General features: G+C 69.3%; 13 protein-coding genes. 4 read left to right on the forward strand and 9 right to left on the reverse strand.

The window, feature by feature from the left end; genetic code table 11:
- From VNS22_RS28370 to VNS22_RS15915, 8 genes are all read right to left on the reverse strand, one after another.
- Positions 1-151: response regulator (locus VNS22_RS28370; protein ID WP_349261810.1), on the reverse strand; the 151-nt coding region annotated here is incomplete at its 3' end.
- Positions 148-849 (reverse strand): phosphate signaling complex protein PhoU, encoded by a 702-nt coding sequence (phoU, locus tag VNS22_RS15885; RefSeq protein WP_325734081.1) that lies wholly within the window; start codon positions 847-849, stop codon positions 148-150. The genes VNS22_RS28370 and phoU, both read right to left, overlap by 4 nt.
- Before the next feature lie 13 nt (positions 850-862).
- Positions 863-1,609: a phosphate ABC transporter ATP-binding protein PstB gene (pstB, locus tag VNS22_RS15890; protein ID WP_325734179.1), complete on the reverse strand. Its 747-nt coding sequence runs from the start codon at positions 1,607-1,609 to the stop codon at positions 863-865.
- 77 nt (positions 1,610-1,686) lie between these two features.
- Complete coding sequence (pstA, locus tag VNS22_RS15895; protein ID WP_325734083.1) at positions 1,687-3,015, reverse strand: phosphate ABC transporter permease PstA; 1,329 nt, start codon at positions 3,013-3,015, stop codon at positions 1,687-1,689.
- Positions 3,008-4,381 carry a phosphate ABC transporter permease subunit PstC gene (gene pstC / locus VNS22_RS15900; protein ID WP_325734085.1) on the reverse strand — a complete coding sequence of 458 codons (1,374 nt, stop codon included), beginning with the start codon at positions 4,379-4,381 and terminating at the stop codon, positions 3,008-3,010. Before pstC ends, pstA begins: the two co-directional genes overlap by 8 nt.
- A gap of 96 nt (positions 4,382-4,477) precedes the next feature.
- Entirely contained in the window at positions 4,478-5,503 is a 1,026-nt protein-coding gene (locus tag VNS22_RS15905; protein ID WP_325734087.1) for a substrate-binding domain-containing protein, read from the reverse strand.
- A gap of 133 nt (positions 5,504-5,636) precedes the next feature.
- The gene (locus VNS22_RS15910) at positions 5,637-7,028 is read right to left on the reverse strand and encodes a sensor histidine kinase (RefSeq protein WP_325734089.1); all 1,392 of its coding nucleotides are present in this window, start codon (positions 7,026-7,028) and stop codon (positions 5,637-5,639) included.
- Positions 7,025-8,968, reverse strand: a complete 1,944-nt coding sequence (locus VNS22_RS15915; RefSeq protein WP_325734091.1) for an acetoacetate--CoA ligase — start codon at positions 8,966-8,968, stop codon at positions 7,025-7,027. Before VNS22_RS15915 ends, VNS22_RS15910 begins: the two co-directional genes overlap by 4 nt.
- Positions 8,969-9,151: 183 nt before the next feature.
- Between VNS22_RS15915 and hutH the strand changes: the two genes are divergently transcribed.
- Positions 9,152-10,654, forward strand: a complete 1,503-nt coding sequence (gene hutH, locus VNS22_RS15920; protein WP_325734093.1) for a histidine ammonia-lyase — start codon at positions 9,152-9,154, stop codon at positions 10,652-10,654.
- Between the two features lie 22 nt (positions 10,655-10,676).
- Positions 10,677-11,753 (forward strand): AI-2E family transporter, encoded by a 1,077-nt coding sequence (locus VNS22_RS15925; RefSeq protein WP_325734095.1) that lies wholly within the window; start codon positions 10,677-10,679, stop codon positions 11,751-11,753.
- Here VNS22_RS15925 and VNS22_RS15930 read toward each other — a convergent pair.
- A complete protein-coding gene (locus VNS22_RS15930) occupies positions 11,737-12,534 on the reverse strand; it encodes a crotonase/enoyl-CoA hydratase family protein (RefSeq protein ID WP_325734097.1) in 798 nt (265 codons plus the stop codon). The genes VNS22_RS15925 and VNS22_RS15930 overlap by 17 nt on opposite strands.
- A gap of 97 nt (positions 12,535-12,631) precedes the next feature.
- Here VNS22_RS15930 and VNS22_RS15935 point away from each other — a divergent pair, with 97 nt between their 5' ends.
- Both VNS22_RS15935 and VNS22_RS15940 read left to right on the forward strand, forming a co-directional pair.
- Positions 12,632-13,231, forward strand: coding sequence for a helix-turn-helix domain-containing protein (locus tag VNS22_RS15935; RefSeq protein ID WP_325734099.1), 600 nt, complete (start codon positions 12,632-12,634; stop codon positions 13,229-13,231).
- Positions 13,232-13,294: 63 nt separating this feature from the next.
- Complete coding sequence (locus VNS22_RS15940; protein WP_325734101.1) at positions 13,295-13,519, forward strand: DUF3072 domain-containing protein; 225 nt, start codon at positions 13,295-13,297, stop codon at positions 13,517-13,519.
- Positions 13,520-13,533: the final 14 nt, after the last annotated feature.

Below are 13,533 nucleotides of genomic sequence, written 5' to 3' on the forward strand. Positions count from 1 at the left end.
GGACCAGGTCGGGGGCGCGCTCGTCGATCAGCTGCAGCGCCTCCTCGCCGTCGAAGGCCTGGGCGACGTCGAAGCCGGCCGACTTCAGGTTGTAGGCCAGGAGCTGCTGCAAGGGTGGCTCGTCCTCGACCACCAGGATCAGCGGCGTCACTGCTCGTCGTCCCGGCTGCGGTTGATCTCGTGGCCATGGATCATGTAGTGGATCTTTTCCGCGATGTTGGTGGCATGATCGCCGATCCGCTCCAGGTTCTTCGCGATGAAGATCAAGTCGATGCAGGGCGTGATCTTGCGGGGATCCTCCAGCATGTAGGTCAGGAGCTCGCGGAACACGCTGTTGTGCGCATTGTCCACTTCCTGATCGCGCTTCCAGACCGCCATCGCCTTGTCCGGATCACGGGCGATATAGGCGTCCAGGATGTCCTTGACCATCTCCTGGCACATCTCCGACATCATCACCATGGTCGGGATCGGGCGGATCCGGGTCTGGCTCTGCAGCCGGATCACCCGCTTGGCGATGTTGACCGCATAGTCGCCCATCCGCTCCAGGTCGTTGGAGATCTTGAGCGCCATGGCGATGATGCGCAGGTCGATCGCCATCGGCTGCCGGATCGCCAGCACCCGGATCGCGGTCTGGTCCAGCCGTTCCTCCAGCGCATCGACCTGGGGGTCACGATCGATCACCGTGCGCGCTGCGTGCTCGTCGCCTTCCGCCAGCGCCTGGGTGGCGAACGCCACCTGCTGCTCGACGATGGCGCCCATCTCGGTGATCAGGCGGGTGATCTGCTCGATGTCGTCGTCATAGGCGCGCACCAGATGCTTCTTGATTGGCCCGCTCTCGCTCATGCTCATGTCCGCCCCCTGCTCAGCCGAACCGGCCGGTGATGTAGTCCTGGGTCATCTGCTGCTTGGGGTTGGTGAAGATCTGGTCGGTGTCCCCGAACTCGATCAGCTTGCCCAGGTGGAAGAAGGCAGTCTTCTGCGAGACGCGCGCCGCCTGCTGCATGTTGTGGGTGACGATGCAGATGGTGAAGTGCTGGCGGAGCTCGTCGATCAGTTCCTCGATCTTGGCGGTCGCGATCGGGTCCAGCGCCGAGCAGGGCTCGTCCATCAGGATCACGTCGGGGGCCACCGCGATCGCGCGGGCGATGCACAGGCGCTGCTGCTGGCCGCCGGACAGGCTGTTGCCGGGCTGGGACAGGCGGTCGGCCACCTCGTTCCACAGGCCCGCACCCTTCAGGCTGGTCTCGACGATCTCGTCGAACTCGGCCTTGTTCGCGGCCAGGCCATGGATGCGCGGCCCATAGGCCACGTTCTCGTAGATCGACTTCGGGAACGGGTTGGGCTTCTGGAAGACCATACCCACCTGCCGGCGCAGCTGCACCACGTCCACGCTGCGGTCATAGATGTCCCGGCCATCCAGGCGGATGTCGCCCTCGACGCGGCAGCCGTCGATCGTGTCGTTCATCCGGTTCAGGCAGCGCAGGAAGGTCGACTTGCCGCAGCCCGACGGCCCGATCAGGGCCACGACCGAGTTCTTGGCCACGTCGAGGTCGACATCGAACAAGGCCTGCTTCTGGCCGTACCAGAGGTTGACCTTCCGGGCCGACATCTTGGGTGCCGGCCGCTGGGCGGCTTGCACCTCCGTCTTCGGGAGATCGTCGACCTTGATTGCCGTCGCCATGGTGCTCACCACGTCCGTTCGAATTTCTTGCGCAGCAGGACCGCGATCACGTTCATCGCGATGAGGAAGCCCAGCAGCACGATGATCGCTGCCGCCATGCGCTCGGTGAATGCCCGCTCCGGGCTGTCCGACCACAGGAAGACCTGCACCGGCAGGGCCGTCGCCGGATCCAGCGGACCGCTCGGCACGTTGGCGATGAACGCCACCATGCCGATCATCAGCAAGGGTGCGGTCTCGCCCAGTGCCCTCGCCATGCCGATGATCGTGCCGGTCAGAATGCCCGGCAGCGCCAGCGGCAGGACATGGTGGAACACGACCTGGAGCGGTGAGGCGCCGATGCCCAGCGCTGCCGCGCGGATCGAGGGCGGGATCGAGCGCAGGGCCGCCCGGGTTACCACGATGATCACCGGCAGGGTCATCAGCGCCAGGGTCAGGCCACCGGCCAGCGACGCCGAGCGCGGGACCCCGAACAGGTTCAGGAAGATCGCGAGGCCCAGGAGGCCGAACACGATCGAGGGCACGGCCGCCAGATTGTTGACGTTGACCTCGATCAGATCGATCCACCGGTTCTTGGGCGCGAACTCCTCCAGATAGACCGCGGCGGCCACGCCGACCGGCACCGACAGGAAGAAGCAGATCAGCATCATCCAGAAGGAGCCGACCAGGGCCGCACGCAGGCCGGCCTGCTCGGGCTCGCGGCTGTCGGCATTGGTGAACAATGTCCAGTTGAAGCCGGTCTCGATGCGCCCCTGCTCCGCCAGCCGGTCGATCAGGGCGATGTCGCGGTCCTTCAGGCGGCGATTGGCCTCGGGGATGCCCGGGTCGACCTCGCCCTTCAAATACTGGTCGCGCTCGTCGTCCAGCAGGAAGCGGACCGGGACGGTGCTGCCGATCAGCGCCGGATCGTCCAGCACCATCTGGCGCAACTGGATCGCGCTGCCGGCGCTCAGCATGGCGCGCAGCGCACGCCGGCCCTGCCGGTCGTCCATGTCGGGGAATGCCGAGACCAGGGCATCGTTCAGCACCGCCTGGTAATCGGCATCGGCCAGCACTTCGGGATCACGGTTCCCGGACGGGTCGATCTTCGCCGGGTCGAGCCGAACATCCAGCACCGCGTAGCTCTGCCGGAACGCTCCGGCCCCGCTGCTGAGCACGGTGGCCAGCAGGATCGCGAGCAGGCCGATCGCCAGGATCACGGCACCCATGCCGATCAGCTTGAAGCGGCGCTCGCGGGCATAGCGCCGCCGCGTGTGCGCGGCCACGACCGCTTCTGGGCGGGGCGGCCGCTGCGTGATCGCGGCGAACCGGCCTCCGTTGGACACCAGGTCAGTCATAGCGTTCCCGGAAGCGGTTGAGGATGTAGAGGGCGACGATGTTCAGGACCAGGGTGATGGCGAACAGGAACAGGCCGAGCGCGAAGGCCGCCAGGGTCTTGGCGCTGTCGAACTCCTGGTCGCCCACCAGCAGGGTCACGATCTGCACCGTGACGGTGGTGACTGCCGCGAACGGGTTGATGGTGAGGTTGGCCGCCAGCCCGGCTGCCATCACCACGATCATGGTCTCGCCGATCGCCCGGCTCACCGCGAGCAGGAAGCCGGCGATGATGCCCGGCAGCGCTGCCGGCAGGATCACCCGCTGGATGGTTTCCGCCTTGGTGGCACCCAGCCCGTACGACCCGTCCCGCAGGGCCGTGGGCACGGCCTTGATTGCGTCGTCCGACAGGGAGGACACGAAGGGGATGATCATGATGCCCATGACCAGGCCGGCGGCGAGCGCACTCTCGGAGGCCACGTTCAGGCCCAGCACCTCGCCGACGCGACGGATGAACGGTGCGACGGTGAGGGCGGCGAAGAAGCCGTAGACCACGGTCGGAATGCCGGCCAGGATCTCCATCAGCGGCTTGGCCACGTCCCGCACCCGTCTGGGCGCGTACTGGGAGAGCCAGATCGCCGACATGATCCCGATCGGGCCGGCCACGAAGATCGCGATGCAGGTGATCAGGAGGGTGCCGGTGATCAGCGGCACCGCGCCGAAGCTGCCGCTGGAGCCGACCTGGTCGGCGCGGATCGCGGTCTGTGGGCTCCAGTTCAGGCCGAAGAAGAACTCGAGCGGCGACACCATCGAGAAGAAGCGCAGGCTCTCGAACAGCACCGAGAACACGATGCCGGCGGTGATCAGCACCGAGACCGCCGCGGCCGAGAGCAGGAGATAGTCGGTCCAACGCTCGACCCGGTTGCGGGCGCGGAACTGCGGGTCAACCTTCCGGTAGGCGAGCCAGCCGAGCCAGCCGGCCAGCAGCACGCCGACGATGCCGAACACCCAGTTGCCGGCCAGCATCGCCCGGGCATAGGCAGCGGCCGCATCGAGCGCCTCCGGGCTCGCTTCCCGGCCGAGCGGCAGCCCGGTCGCGAGCCGCCGCACATCCTGCATGAAGAACTGCAGCGCGCCGGATGGCTCGCTGCGCACGGCCTCGGGCAGGCCGGCGCTCACGATGGCGCCGACGATCGAGTGAGCGAACAGGAACCACAGGATGACCAGCAGGATCGCCGGCCCGCCGGACAGGAGGGCGGCGTGCCAGCCATGGTAGGACGGGCGGCTGTGCAGGGCGCTGGAGCGCCCACCGGCCAGGGCCCAGGCCCGCTGGCGCGAGAACAGGTACGCGCCCGCCGCCATGACCAGAATGATCGCTAATGTGTACATGCCTACCGCCAGGCCGGGATCTCGCTCGACAGGGCCGCCGTGCTGCCGGCCCGAAGCAGCAGGGAGCGCCGCCTCCGCCCCCCTGCCCTCAGTTGCTCAGGAGCCCAGGTTGACCGGCGTGAGCGCCATCGCACTGTTGCGCACGGCCTCGCGGTCCGCCTCCGGCATCGGGATCAGCCCCTTGTCGGCCAGGTAGCCTTCCTCGCCGAACGCCGCCTCGCTGGTGAACTCCTCGATGAACTCCTTGATGCCAGGGACGACCCCGACATGGGCGTTCTTCACATAGAAGTAGATCGAGCGGGAAATCGGGTAGCTGCCTGCGGCGATGTTCTCGAAGGTCGGCTCGTTGCCGTCGATCGGGTGGCCGTTCAGGCTGTCCAGGTTCTGGTCGAGGAAGCTGTAGCCGAAGATGCCGACCGCATCCGGGTTGGCCTGCAGCTTCTGCACGATCAGGTTGTCGTTCTCGCCGGCCTCGACGTAGCCGCCATCCTCGCGGATCGTCTGGCAGGTGGCCGTCCTGGCATCCTTGTCCAGCGCCTCGATCTCGGGAAAGGTCGCGCAGCCGTGATCCATCACCAGCTCGACGAAGGCGTCGCGGGTGCCGGAGGTGGGCGGCGGGCCCAGGACCTCGATCTTCACGTCCGGCAGCGACGGGTCGATCTCGCTCCACTTGTGGTACGGGTTGGGTACCAGCTTGCCGTCCACCGGGACCTCCTTGGCGAGCGCCAGGAAGATCTGCGGGATGGTCAGGTTGACGTCCGGGGCCGACTTGTCGGAGGCCAGCACGATGCCGTCGAAGCCGATCTGGACCTCGGTCACCGCGTCGATGCCGGCCTTGGCGCAGGCCTCGAGCTCCGATTCCTTGATCCGCCGCGAGGCGTTGGTGATGTCGGGCGTATTCTCCCCGACCCCGCTGCAGAACAGCTTCATGCCACCACCCGTGCCGGTGCTCTCGACCACCGGGACCGGCATGCCGGACTTGCCGCCGAACGTCTCGGCGACCGCGGTGGAGAACGGAAACACGGTCGAGCTGCCGACGATGCGGATCTGATCGCGGGCGTGCGCGTCGGTCGCGAACGCGGCGAGGGCCAGACCGGCCGCGGCATAGGCCAGATGCTTCATCTGGTGGGCTCCAACAGGTAGCGTGCGATGGGCGTTCCAATGGCCCAGGGCGGTGCCGCTTTTATGATGGCTCCGTGACAGCGTCGTGACAGGGGGCCGTGACAGGGAGACCGTGACGGCCGGCGTCCGAGGGTCAGGGCAGCGGCAGGAACACGCTGAAGCGCGAGCCCTCGCCCAGCCGGCTCGCCACGCTGAGATGGCCGCCGTGCCGCCGGACGATGTGCTTGCAGATGGCTAGGCCCAGCCCGGTGCCGCCGGCCCGGCGCGAGCGGCCCTTGTCGGCCCGGTAGAAGCGCTCGGTGAGGCGGGGCAGGTGCTCGGGCGCGATCCCCTCGCCCTGATCGACCACGGCGAGCTGCACGGCAGGCCTGCCGGCGAGCGGCCCGGCCTCGGGCCCGGCCGGGTCCAGCCGCCTCAGCTCGACCCGCACCGGCGTGCCCGGCCGTCCGTACTTGCTGGCATTGTCGACGAGGTTCGTGACCAGTTGCTGGAGCTGGTCGTAGTCGCCGCACACCGGCGGAAGGCCGTCCTCGATCACGATTTCCACGGCCGTGCCGTTCTTCTGGAGCTGCGGCTCCAGCCCGTTCACTGCGGCCACGATCAGCTCGTTCAGCTCGACCTCGTCGGTGGGCGGCCGCGAGCTCTCTGCCTCCAGGCGCGACAGGGACAGGAGATCGTCGATCAGCCGGGTCATCCGCCCGGCCTCGGCCGCCATGATGTCCAGGAACATCGCCTGTGCCGCCGGATCGTCCTTGGCCGGTCCCTTCAGCGTCTCGACGAATCCCAGCAGGGCGGTGAGCGGCGTGCGCAGCTCGTGGCTGGCATTGGCGATGAAGTCCGAGCGCATCCGCTCGATCGCGAGCTGCTCCGACGTTTCGCGCAGGCACAGCACCGCGGCCGGCTCGCCCCCGGCGATCTTCACCGGCTGGACCCGGCAGGTATAGCGGCGCATCCGCTCCAGCAGCGGGCTGAAGGTAACCATCGAGGACACATCGCCCAGGATCGCCGAGTCGATCGCCGCCAGGATGCCGGGGTCGCGCAGGAACCGGCCGAGCGGCTGGCCCGGCAGCTTCTGCGCGAAATGCTGCTCGGCGGCAGGATTGGCGAGGCGCACATGGCCGCGCGCACTCACCACCAGCATCGGGTCGGGCACCGCGTCGACGATGGCACGCAGCAGTTCGTCCGAAGAAGCGATCTGCTGGCGCAGGGCCTGGGTTTCGCGCTCCACCGCGAGCAGCGCCGGGGGCAGCCGGCCATAGAGGAAGCTGTCCGGCACGGCACCGGGCGCGCTCTGGCCATCGCGCACCCGCTCGACCCAGGCGAGCAGCGGGCCCAACTCGCGGATCCGCCAGAGCGCCAGGAGGCCGCCAGCCAGGAAAGCCACCACCGCACCCAGCAGCAGGCCGGCCCAGTCCAGATGACCGGTGGCCCAGAGCAGGCAGAGCGGCAGCCAGCCGGCCAGGCTCCAGATCGGGGCCTCCCGCCCGATCGCGCGCAGCCCGGCGGCGGTGGTGGCCGTGCTCAACGGCGCAGGTCGTCCAGGTCCCGGTAGAGGTCGAGGGCCTGCGGGTTGGCCAGCGCCTCGGTGTTCTTGACCGGCCGGCCGTGGATGACGTCACGCACCGCGATCTCGGTGATCTTGCCGCTCATGGTGCGCGGAATGTCGGCGACCTGGACGATCCTGGCCGGTACGTGGCGGGGCGTGGTGTTGGCCCGCACCTGGCGCTTGATCCGCTCGCGCAGCCGGTCATCGAGCACCAGACCCGGGCGGAGCTTCACGAACAGCACGACCCGCACGTCGCCTTCCCAGTCCTGGCCGACGCAGATCGCCTCCAGCACCTCCTCGACCTGCTCGACCTGCCGGTAGATCTCGGCCGTGCCGATCCGCACGCCGCCGGGGTTGAGCACCGCATCGGAGCGGCCATGGATCACGATCCCGCCGCTCTCGGTGATCTCGGCATAGTCGCCATGGTGCCAGACGCCGGGGAAGCGCTCGAAATAGGCGGCGCGGTAGCGGCTGCCATCCGGGTCGTTCCAGAATGCGACCGGCATGCAAGGGAACGGCCGGGTGCAGACCAGCTCGCCCTTCTCTTCCCGCACCGGCTGCCCGTCATCGTTCCACACGTCGACCGCGAGGCCCAGGCCCGGTCCCTGGATCTCGCCCATGCGGACCGGCAGCGTCGGGTAGCCCAGCACGAAGCAGGACACGATGTCGGTGCCGCCCGAGATCGAGGCCACCTGCAGCTCCTGCTTCACCGCCTCGTAGATCCAGGCAAAGCTCTCCGGGACCAGCGGCGAGCCGGTCGAGAACAGCGTGCGCAGCTTCGCCAGCCCGAACTCGGCCGGCCGGACGCCGGCCTTCTTGCAGGCGTCGATATATTTCGCGGAGGTGCCGAACTGGGTGAACCCCTCGGCCTCGGCCAGCCGCCACAGCACGGCGGGATCGGGGTGGAAGGGCGAGCCCTCCCACAGGACCAGGGTCGCGTTGCAGGCAAGGCCGCTGACCAGCCAGTTCCACATCATCCAGGACGTGGTCGTGAAGTAGAACAGCCGGTCGCCGTCCTTCAGGTCGCCGTGCAGGCGATGCTCCTTGAGGTGCTGGAACAGCGTGCCGCCCTGGCCGTGGACGATGGCCTTGGGCGTGCCGGTGGTACCGGAGCTGTAGAGCACCAGGAGAGGGTGGTCGAACGGTAGGCGGACGAAGCTGGGCCTCGCCTCGCCGCCCTGGGTCGCCTCCTGCCAGCCGATCGCGTTCGGCACGGGTGACAGATCGGGCGAGGATTCGAGATAGGGCACCACCACCACGGCGCGCAGCGACGGGATGGCGGCGGCGATCTCGGCGACCTTGGCCCGGATGTCGAACGGCTTGCCGCCATAGCTGTAGCCGTCGACGGTCAGCAGCACGGTGGGCTCGATCTGGCCGAACCGGTCGAGCACGCCCTGCCGGCCGAAATCGGGGGAGCAGGACGACCACACCGCACCGATCGAATTGGCCGCGAGCAGGCCCACGATCGCCTCGGGGATGTTCGGCATGAGGCCGGCCACCCGGTCGCCCTCGCCGACACCCAGCCGGCGCAGGCAGGCCTGCAGACCGGCCACCATGCGGTTCAGCCCGGCGAAGCTGACCTCGCGCCGGCTGCCGCGCTCATCGCAGGCGATCAGCGCCACGCCGTCGTCGCTGCGGCGCAGGAGGTTCTCGGCAAAGGACAGGCGCAGGTTCGGGAACCACTTCGCACCCGGCATCGCATCGCCGACCAGCGCTGGCTCGGGCGAGCCCTCGTCGATCACGCCGGCATAGGAACGAAGCTCCTGCCAGAAGGCCGGCGCGTGGGTGACGCTGTGGCGCCACAAGGCCCGCGGCTCCTCCGGCACGCTTGGATCGCGCGACGCCCATGCATCGCGAAACGCCGTCCAGTTGCTCGCCGCGATCCGTTCGGGCGATGGCGCGAATAGGATCGGGTTCATTCTTCTGCTCTCCGGGGCCGCTTTCACCTGTCCGCGCCCTGATACGCGGCGGATCGGCCATCCGCTACCGCCTGCGACATCGTATGGGGCACGTGTTCGACGGCTTGGGCCGGCTGCCGTCTCGCCCATGGCGCCAAAGCCGCCACCGTCCTAAGAGCGGGAGGCGGACGCAGGAGAGCGAGCATGCCGGAGCTGGTTCCGGGCCGACTGGTGCTGAGCGAGCTGATGGCCTGGGCGGGCACGCCCGGCCTGGAGCTCGTCCTGGACGAATCGTTCCGGCCGAAGATCGCGGCGGCCGAACAGGTAGTGGCACGGGCAGCGGCTGCGGACACGCCGACCTATGGCGTCAACACCGGCTTCGGCCGGCTGGCCCATACCCGGATCTCGCCGGCCGAGGTCGAGGAGCTGCAAAAGCGCCTAGTGCTCAGCCACATGTGCGGCGTGGGCCAGCCGCTCGACGATGTCGTGGTCCGGCTGGTCCTGATCCTCAAGGCCGCCTCCCTGGCCCATGGCCATTCGGGCGTGCGGCCGGGCACGGTCCATGCCCTCCTGAACCTGTTGCGCCACGACGCCCTGCCGGTGGTGCCGGCCAAGGGCTCGGTCGGTGCGTCGGGCGACCTGGCGCCCCTGGCCCATCTGAGCGGAGCGCTGATCGGCGAGGGCGAGATCCGGCTGGCGGGGGAGCGGCTGCCGGCCCGCCTGGCGCTGGAGCGCATCGGCATGGCGCCGCTGGTGCTGGGGCCGAAGGAGGGCCTGGCGCTGCTGAACGGCACCCAGGTCTCGACCGCGCTGGCGATCCATGGCTGGTGGCAGGCCCAGCTGCTGCTGGACACGGCGCTGGTCGCCGGTGCGCTCACCGTGGACGCCGCCAAGGGCTCGGACACGCCGTTCGACCCGCGCATCCACCGGCTGCGCAACCAGACCGGCCAGGGGATCATGGCCGCGAAGCTGGCAAAGCTGCTCCAGGGCAGCGAGATCCGCGAAAGCCACCGGTTCGGCGACGACCGGGTGCAGGACCCCTACTGCCTGCGCTGCCAGCCGCAGGTGATGGGTGCGTGCTGGGACCTGCTCTCGGATGCGGCCGGGATCCTGGAGCGCGAGGCCAACGGGGTCTCGGACAATCCGCTGGTCTTCCCGGAGGACGGGGAGATCCTGTCCGGGGGCAACTTCCATGCCGAGCCGGTGGCACTGGCGGCCGACCGCATCGCCCTTGCTCTAGCCGAGATCGGGGCCATTGCCGAGCGGCGCATAGCACTCCTGATCGACCCGGGCTTTTCGCTCCTCCCGGCCTTCCTCACCCCAGCACCCGGGCTGAACTCCGGATTCATGATCGCCCAGGTGACGGCGGCCGCCCTGCAGATGGAGAACAAGCACCTGGCGAGCCCGGTCGGCGTGGAAAGCCTGCCGACCTCGGCGAACCAGGAGGACCATGTCAGCATGGCCACCTATGCCGCGCGCCGGCTGATGGAAATGAACGAGAATCTCGCCCATCTCCTGGCCGTGGAGCTGATGGCGGCCTGCCAGGGCATCGAGTTCCGCCGCCCGCTGCGCTCCTCGCCGCCCCTGGAGGCGGCGATGGGAATCGTGCGGGACATCAGCCCGAAGCTCGAGGACGACCGGATGCTCGGGCCCGAAATCGCGGCGCTGGCCGATGCCGTCCTGGCCGGCCGGCTGGCCGGCGCATGATCCTGCCTTCCAGGTGGCCCCGATGAACCAGCCCAGTCTCGAACAGGCGCTGGGCGTGGCCGCCCTGGCGATCCTCCTGGCCGCCTGTTACCTGGTGGTGGCCCCGTTCCTGTCCGCCACCGCCTGGGCGGTCATCCTGGTCTACACGACCTGGCCCGCCTATCGCTGGCTGCGCCAGCGCCATCTCTCCCCGAGCCTGGCATCGCTCGCCATGGTCACCGGCGCCCTGCTGATCCTGGTGGTGCCGCTCGCCGCGCTGGTGCCGTCGATGGGCAACCAGATGACGCTCGGCATCCGCTGGATGCGCGAGGTCTTCGCCGCCGGCCTGCCGCCCCCGCCTGGCTGGGTGGAAGCGGTGCCGCTGGTGGGCCCGCTGATCGCCGACGAGTGGCGCGACGCGGCACAGGGCGGCTTCGCCATCCTGCGCTACCTGACCCCCTACGCCGAGAACCTCGCGCAGCTCGCACTGACCGCGGGGCTCGGCATCGGCACCGGGCTTCTGGAGCTCGCCTTCAGCCTGGTGATCATGTTCTTTCTCTACCGCGACGGCGAGGCAGTGGCCGACCGGGTCCAGGGCGGACTGGAGCGGCTGACGGGGGCACGGGCGAAGCGCCTCCTGGATGTCGCCGGCAGCACGGTCAAGGGCGTGGTGTACGGCATGCTCGGCACCGCGGTGATCCAGGGCGTCGTCGCCGGCATCGGCTACTGGCTGGCGGGCCTCCCGGCGCCGGCCTTCCTGGGCATCCTGACCGCGGTGCTGTCGCTGACCCCGATCGGTCCGCCGCTGGTCTGGGTGCCGGCAGCCTTGTGGCTGTTCCAGCAGGACGAGACCTTCTGGGCGATCTTCATGATCATCTGGGGTGCGCTGCCGGTATCGAGCTCGGACAACGTCATCCGGCCCTGGCTCATCCACAAGGTCGGCGCCACCAAGACCCCCCTCCTCCTGGTCCTGATCGGAGTACTGGGCGGCGCGTTCGCCTTCGGCCTGCTCGGCGTGTTCCTGGGCCCGACGCTGCTGGCCGTGGCCTATGTGCTGGTCTTGGAATGGACCCAGCAGCGCCGGCAGGGCAGGCCGACGCAGATCATCCTGCCGGATTGAGCGCGCGCCCATCCCGGCCGCGCCGGGCCGCCCAGGCTTCCAGCCCCGGCAGGAGCCGGCCGCTGGCGGCGACCCGGCGGAACTGCTCGGCTTCGAGTGCCAGCCCGTCGCCGATGCTGAGATCGAGCCCGCCCGTGGCGGCCGCGAGCACCGCGGCGATCGCTTCCGGGGCGTGGCGCAGGATGCGCCCGGCCAGGTCGCGCGCCGCCGGCAGCAGTTGCTCATGCGGCACCACCTGGTTGACCAGCCCGATCTCCAGTGCGTGGGCTGCACTGAACGGCTCGCCGCTCAGCAGGAGGGCCAGCGCGCGCTTGCGGCCGGCAAGCCGCGGCAGCCGCTGGGTCCCGCCGAAGGTCGGCGGCATGCCCAGCCGGATCTCCGGCTTGGCGAAGCTCGCGCGCTCGCTGGCCAGCGCCAGCGGCGCCGCCTCGGTGATCTCGCACCCGCCCCCATAGGCCAGGCCGTTCACCGCCACGATCACCGGCTTGGGGAAGCGCTCGATCCGCGCCGTCAGCCGCTGGCCGCGCAGGACGAAGTCGCGCACGGCCGTGGCCACGCCGGCCCGGACGCTGCCGGTGAACTCGTGGATGTCGGCACCCGCCGAGAAGGCCCGCTCGCCCGCACCCGTCAGGATCACCGCCCCCACCTCGCCATCCGCCTCAAACCCGTCGAGCAGTGCCTGGAGGCGGTCGATCGTGGCGAAGTCCAGGGCGTTCAGCCGGTCCGGCCGGTTCAGGGTCACCAGGGCGATGCGCTCCGCCACTTCCACCAGCACATTCATGACGATCCCTCCTGCTGCTGCCGGATGTTCCGATTGCCTGCAGGCTAGCGCGTGCCAGCGGCTTGCTGATACTCACTGGTCAGTATACCTCGGCCCCATGGCCCCTGCCCCTCCCAGCACCAGGTCACGCATCATCGCGGCGGCGAGCCGGCTGTTCTATGCCCAGGGAATCCGGGCGGTGAGCGTCGACGCGGTGGCAGAGCAGGCCAAGTTGACCAAGCGGACGCTCTACTACCATTTCCGCAGCAAGGACGAATTGGTCGCCGCCTATCTGGAGGCGCGCGACCAGCCGAACCTGGCCCTGTTCCAGCGCTGGTTCGCCGAGGCCGAGGGCGGGCTGCCGATCAAGGTCCAGGCCATCTTCCGGCGGCTGGCGCACACGGTGGCGCAGAAGCACTGGAAGGGCTGCGGCTTCCTGCGGACGGCGGCGGAGCTCGCCAACCTGCCGGGCCACCCGGCGATGCGCATCGGAGCCGCCCACAAGAAGCGCTTCGAGGCCTGGCTGGCCGAGCAGCTCGCAGCGGGCGGGCTGCCGGACGCCGGGCTGCTCGCCCGGCAGGTCGTGCTCCTGCTGGATGGCGCCTTCGCCGTGATCCTGCTGCACCGCGACCCCTCCTACATGGAGGCGGCCGGCGAGGCGGCACGCGCCCTGCTCCATGCCGCGGCGGAGCGGGCCAGCCAGCCCGAACCCGCCTGACGAAGGGAACCGGAGCCGGCACTCCTGGTTGTTCTCGAACATAACGGGAACATCGAGGACCAGATGAGCAACGCCGCGGACAATCCCAAGCTGGATCCGCGTCCCGGCTCGAACACGGAGAAGGATCCGGACGACTGGGTGTCGGGTGACGAGCCGATGACCGGGGCCCAGGCCTCCTATCGCACCACGCTGTGCGAGGAGGCCAAGGTCGAGCCGCCCGGCAGCGAGCTCACCAAGGCCGAGGCGTCCCGGCTGATCGACGAGCTCAAGGGCAGGCTCGGCCGCTGAATCCGGCTCATTGC

It is taken from the genome of Geminicoccus sp. (assembly GCF_035556675.1).
In the GTDB taxonomy this organism is placed as follows: domain Bacteria; phylum Pseudomonadota; class Alphaproteobacteria; order Geminicoccales; family Geminicoccaceae; genus Geminicoccus.